The 4,589-nt window shown below is 57.2% G+C and carries 8 protein-coding genes and 1 pseudogene; 4 read left to right on the forward strand and 5 right to left on the reverse strand.

Annotated elements, in window-relative coordinates; genetic code table 11:
- Both KO536_RS24395 and KO536_RS23970 read left to right on the forward strand, forming a co-directional pair.
- Positions 1-168, forward strand: a pseudogene (locus KO536_RS24395) (transcriptional regulator); the annotation flags it as partial.
- Positions 131-421 carry a type II toxin-antitoxin system RelE/ParE family toxin gene (locus KO536_RS23970; RefSeq protein ID WP_084357101.1) on the forward strand — a complete coding sequence of 97 codons (291 nt, stop codon included), beginning with the start codon at positions 131-133 and terminating at the stop codon, positions 419-421. The pseudogene KO536_RS24395 and the gene KO536_RS23970, both read left to right, overlap by 38 nt.
- A 63-nt stretch (positions 422-484) precedes the next feature.
- Here the strand turns inward: KO536_RS23970 and KO536_RS23975 are convergent, their stop codons facing one another.
- Both KO536_RS23975 and KO536_RS23980 read right to left on the reverse strand, forming a co-directional pair.
- Positions 485-733, reverse strand: a complete 249-nt coding sequence (locus KO536_RS23975) for a hypothetical protein (protein ID WP_095003392.1) — start codon at positions 731-733, stop codon at positions 485-487.
- Positions 734-831: 98 nt separating this feature from the next.
- On the reverse strand, positions 832-1,260 hold the full coding sequence (locus KO536_RS23980; protein WP_010657471.1) for a hypothetical protein: 429 nt from the start codon (positions 1,258-1,260) through the stop codon (positions 832-834).
- Between the two features lie 1,561 nt (positions 1,261-2,821).
- Here KO536_RS23980 and KO536_RS23985 point away from each other — a divergent pair.
- On the forward strand, positions 2,822-3,241 hold the full coding sequence (locus tag KO536_RS23985; protein WP_073510845.1) for a hypothetical protein: 420 nt from the start codon (positions 2,822-2,824) through the stop codon (positions 3,239-3,241).
- 31 nt (positions 3,242-3,272) lie between these two features.
- On the opposite strand, the gene KO536_RS23990 is transcribed toward KO536_RS23985, so the two are convergent.
- From KO536_RS23990 to KO536_RS24000, 3 genes are read right to left on the reverse strand one after another with little or no spacing between them, the layout of a single operon-like run.
- On the reverse strand, positions 3,273-3,521 hold the full coding sequence (locus tag KO536_RS23990; RefSeq protein WP_106117520.1) for a hypothetical protein: 249 nt from the start codon (positions 3,519-3,521) through the stop codon (positions 3,273-3,275).
- The gene (locus KO536_RS23995; protein WP_106117521.1) at positions 3,518-3,778 is read right to left on the reverse strand and encodes a hypothetical protein; all 261 of its coding nucleotides are present in this window, start codon (positions 3,776-3,778) and stop codon (positions 3,518-3,520) included. Before KO536_RS23995 ends, KO536_RS23990 begins: the two co-directional genes overlap by 4 nt.
- On the reverse strand, positions 3,775-4,176 hold the full coding sequence (locus tag KO536_RS24000) for a hypothetical protein (RefSeq protein ID WP_257623077.1): 402 nt from the start codon (positions 4,174-4,176) through the stop codon (positions 3,775-3,777). Before KO536_RS24000 ends, KO536_RS23995 begins: the two co-directional genes overlap by 4 nt.
- Before the next feature lie 206 nt (positions 4,177-4,382).
- On the opposite strand from KO536_RS24000, the gene KO536_RS24005 reads away from it, so the two are divergent.
- On the forward strand, positions 4,383-4,589 hold a 207-nt coding region (locus KO536_RS24005), incomplete at its 3' end, for a CopG family ribbon-helix-helix protein (protein WP_219263252.1).

Raw genomic sequence — 4,589 nt, forward strand, 5'->3', positions numbered from 1 at the left:
CTCAAACGTGCATTGGCACGTTATGTAGAGTCAGAGTCCTGGCATTTTCGAGCGGTAGCCGAAGGGATCGCTGATGCTGAGGCAGGCAATCTAATCGACTTGGATGCCGTGAAGGCTAAGTGGGTGGCTCGTGCCGAAAATCGCATTAACCAGCAAAGCGGACAGTGACCTCGAAGGTATCTACGAGCATTACGAACCGCGTCTAGGTGCTGAAAAGGCCGAGGAAGTCATTTCCCAAGTGCTGGAAGCCATAACCCGACTGGAGACCTTTCCTCAGTTAGGGAAAGCCTCGGATATCCCTGATTGCCGAGAACTGATTATTTCGAAATACCCCTATCGATCTATTTACACGCGGAAGGGGGATACCATCCTGATATATCGAATTCTCCATCAGCACGCGGAACGCCCTGAAGATTGGTGAGTTCGGAAGCAAAAAATCCTGCCTTTTGGCGGGATTTTTTGTGTCCGACTTACATACGCGGCGTTATTGGAAGTCTTCGCCCTGCTCGCGGGCCTTCGCCTTCGCACGCTTGCGCTGCCCCCACCATTCTTCAAACAGAATGCCCCCAAAAACCCCCGTCAGCACCGCCAACACTAGCCAGTCCCCCCACGACCACCCAACCCCGTACCAGCCGAAGACATCAAAGTGTCCCTTCTGGAAGCCCACGTACAGGAAATACACCACCGCCATAAGGCCCGCGTTACGGCAGGCACTGCCAAACGTCATACGCATTGCGACACCTTCTTGGCCCGTCCGGGCGGGTTCCTTTCTATTCGTTATGCGCTCCCGTGTTACTAGTAGCAACAACCGGTCTAACGATATTTTCGCGGCTAAAATCCGGCGGCAGCTCGAGCCCGCAATTTCATGACGGTTCGCGCTGAAAGTCCCCTAATGTCCTCGCCATGAAAAACCATGTGCGCCCGATGCGACTTGGTTTCCGCGTCCCAATCATCCAGATCATCGATCAGGAAGGCGTGATTGCCTAGGTACGCTGCCGCCAAGTCAGCGGCCAGGCTGCGGGCGGGTTCGCCTGCCGTTTCGAAAACCCAATCCAGAATGTCACTCATCTGCTCGGCGGGTGTCCGCGGCACAACACCTTTGGCCTGATCCTGGACGAATGCGTTGTAAAGAAGTGCGCCAGCCTCGGGATCTTCTGCAGGGTTGCCCGGGCAGAGCCTGGGCTCCCAGGGAATCTGATACATCGATTGGCCAAGTACGTCCTGCAGGACGTAATCCGACGGCTTTACCAAACGCTGCATGAGATGGCTCCTTAAAAAATCGCATGGTAGCGCATCCCGAGCAGCCAAAAGCTGCTCGGATAAACCGCCACCTCTGGTGGCGTGAACAGCCTGACAGACGCCTCCCGAGCCCACGAGGGGGGGGAGGAAAAATGGCCCCCAGGCCAAATTTTTCCGGTCTGCCCTGGTGAAGCCCGTTCAGGGCGTAACCAGGGTGCGAAGCATCCGGCCGCACCGCTTGCGTGCGCGTCAGGTGAAACCGGACCAACCTGGATTCGCGATGTAGCAGTCGAGAAAGGGACAAAGGACCGCAACGAGACGTCGCGCAATTGCAGAATGCAGGTTGGTCCGGCTTTGCCGGGCGCGCACGCGGGTGAATTTTCGAGACAAGCCCGTTCAGGGCGCAGGTGAGGAAAGAGGGTGGAGGCTCGCGCAGCGAGTCGGAACCCTGAAAGCCTGACGGGGCGCTCCCCCGGAAGGTTTGGGCGTCCCGCAGGGCGGCCACGACAGACCGTAGGGATGGCGCGCTGTTGCTCTGCTTTTGTCTTGGATTATCTATGTGGCGTTCTATTGGTCGTTCTATTGCGTTGGCTATTGCTTCAGCAATAGAACGCCAATAGGAGAGGTATAAAGGTGAAAAGGCACAAAAGGGCAAAAAGCCAAGAGCATTCGCGCTACGCGCTCACCAGCTCGACCCCCTAAAGGGGGACCCCCACTCGCTGGGAAAGATCCAAAGCGGGTAATAACCCTGAGAGACAAGAGCACGAGCAATGATGGCTGACGCCAGTCTAAGGCCGCCCACTGGCGGCAATAATGATGGCTGCGCGACGCACTTGATGGCTCCCACTGGCGTGGGAGCCCCTACGATCGGCTTTTAAAAAAAGCGTCTCGCATGACTCCACGCAGTGAGGATTTTGTTCCAGGTGCGACCACCCGGCTCCCACTCCCAACAGGCGTTCCAGACTTTCGGGGATTGTTTACCACTGCGCCCCCTGCCCTCTTCGGCGTCTGGCGGTTGGTGGGTTTTAGGACAGTGACAGCGCCCGTGGTTGGGTTTTTACGCTGCCCTGCCATTGCCTTCTCGCCCTTGCGGGTCGCACCTAACCGGCTATACCGGCTGCCGTGAAGAGATCCCCTTGATCGGCAGCTATTACTTCCCGGGCCCAAAGCATCTTGATTCCAAGCGTCGGGAAGAGGTGTCGGGGGAGGCTGGAAGCTGGACAGACGGGAGTTTTCCCGACAGAATTGGCTTACCAGGTCTCGTTCCCCGCACCGAAAAGCAGAGATTCCCCGAGACCTTGGCCAGAGCGATTGCAGTCGCCGCTGGCCCGAATGAAACCCTGCCTTGGCAGGGTTTTTTCGTTTTAATGCTATGTATCTATTACCCAAAGATATTGCGTTTGCTCGCTCAGCGCAAACCCTGTGTCTTTCACAAGCTGCCGTGTGGGTCTGGCAGCTGTGCTGCCTACCAGCACGGTAGCCAACAAGGTCCACCGGACCGCGTTAGGGAATGGTCGGTTAAGTCTCATAAATAGCAGTAGACTGTAGGGCACCCTACAGACAGAACCCGACACTGCCCTACATGGCAAAATTAACCATCGGCCGCATGGCAAAACTCTACGGTTTACACCGTTCAACATTGCATGAGGCCGTGTCTAAAGGCCGCGTAACTGCTGGCCTAGACGGTAAAGGGCAAAAGGTTATCGACCTATCAGAAATGATCCGCGTTTATGGCGAACCACAGGGGATCACCCTACACCGCCCTACACTTGACCCGACACCCTCGCCCTACACTTCCCCTACACCTGAAATGGACGCCTTACACCCAGCCCTACACTCGTTGGTTGAAGAGGTTCGATTGCTGCGTGCAGAGATACAAGAGCTGCAACAATCACTTCGGCTGATCGAGCATAAACCCGAGCCTAAACCTGCATTGCCTCACAACGCGAAGCCAGGGGAAGCCCCTACTTGGGCAAATTTGCTCGACGCTCTCGATAACTAAAAGCCGTGGCCAGTTTCGCGGGCGCGAAACTTCATAGTTCCACCGCAAAGCCTCGCACACCAAGCCTTTCGGCAAAGCGACCCACCGCCGTCAGGCTGGCCCAGGTACGAATCACCTCCCGCCTCGACCGTACTGGAATCAGCCGCGAGTGCGGCCCGCCGAGGCGTACCGAAAACGTCCACTTGGTACGGGTGGTATCACGGCCGGCGACAAACTCCCTGACCGCGCTCTGTTGCACCAGGTGCTGCAGCGCGTCTTCGTGAATCCCGTCCCCGATCACAGCAGCAACGCCGTGACGCGCGCCTGAGCGGCGTCATCAATGATCAGGTACAGGCTTTCAATGTCGGCCGGCTTAAGCACCTTGAGCTCTTCCAGCATCTCAACAAAACCTTGCGCCCGCTCGCTGGCCAGATGCACCTGCAGGGTGTCGGCGGCGAGCTCGATGGCATTCATTCGACGGCGCAGTGTGGCCAGCACTGCAGGCGACGTACTGATCGCGGCTAACGGGTCGCTGCCGTTACCGTAACGGCCGCTCATTCGGGTACCACTCCGGACGGGCCGCCCAAGGTGGCCGCTTCACAGGCAAACGCTGCAGCCTGTGGTGGGGGCAGCGCTCCGGCGTCGACCACGGCGTTTAACCAGTCCCAGAATCGAGTTACACAGCGCGTCTGTTGCTCAGCCACTTCCTGCAGGTGATCCAGTAACTGCGCCTCCAACATCTCGGTCGAGGTGGCCAGCATTTGCGGCTGCAGGTCCAAGGCGATGCGCTCGGCCAGTGCGGCAGCCGCAGGGGATAGCGTGCGCAGGTCGCGCAGACGGCGCTCATAATAGGGCGTGACGGGTAACGGCATGGCGGTGGCTTCCTGTTCCGAGTGAGTGGCACGCACTGCGTAAAACCAGTGGCTGGGGGTCTGGCGTACCAGTGTAGGGGGCATGGTTTCCTCGGGTACGAAAAAAGGCCCCCAGCACTCTCTCAAGTGTGGGGGCCTGTTTTACATAAGCGGCGTTATTCGCACTGGGTCGATGATAGTGAGTGCTCATAAATGATTAGCAAATAGTTGCGATATTCCACTGATAGTGGAATACTCAAATATGAGTAGACAACGTCTACATCGTAGACAAAATCGTGTGGAGTGATAACATGGCCTCGCCTGTCCTGTCTTTTCGTGTGGAATCGGAGCTGATTAACCAGCTCGATCAGCTCGCTGAAGCAACTGATCGGGATCGTCAGTACCATCTCAAACGTGCATTGGCACGTTATGTAGAGTCAGAGTCCTGGCATTTTCGAGCGGTAGCCGAAGGGATCGCTGATGCTGAGGCAGGCAATCTAATCGACTTGGATGCCGTG

The organism is Pseudomonas sp. NKUCC02_KPG (genome assembly GCF_019345465.1).
GTDB lineage: Bacteria > Pseudomonadota > Gammaproteobacteria > Pseudomonadales > Pseudomonadaceae > Aquipseudomonas.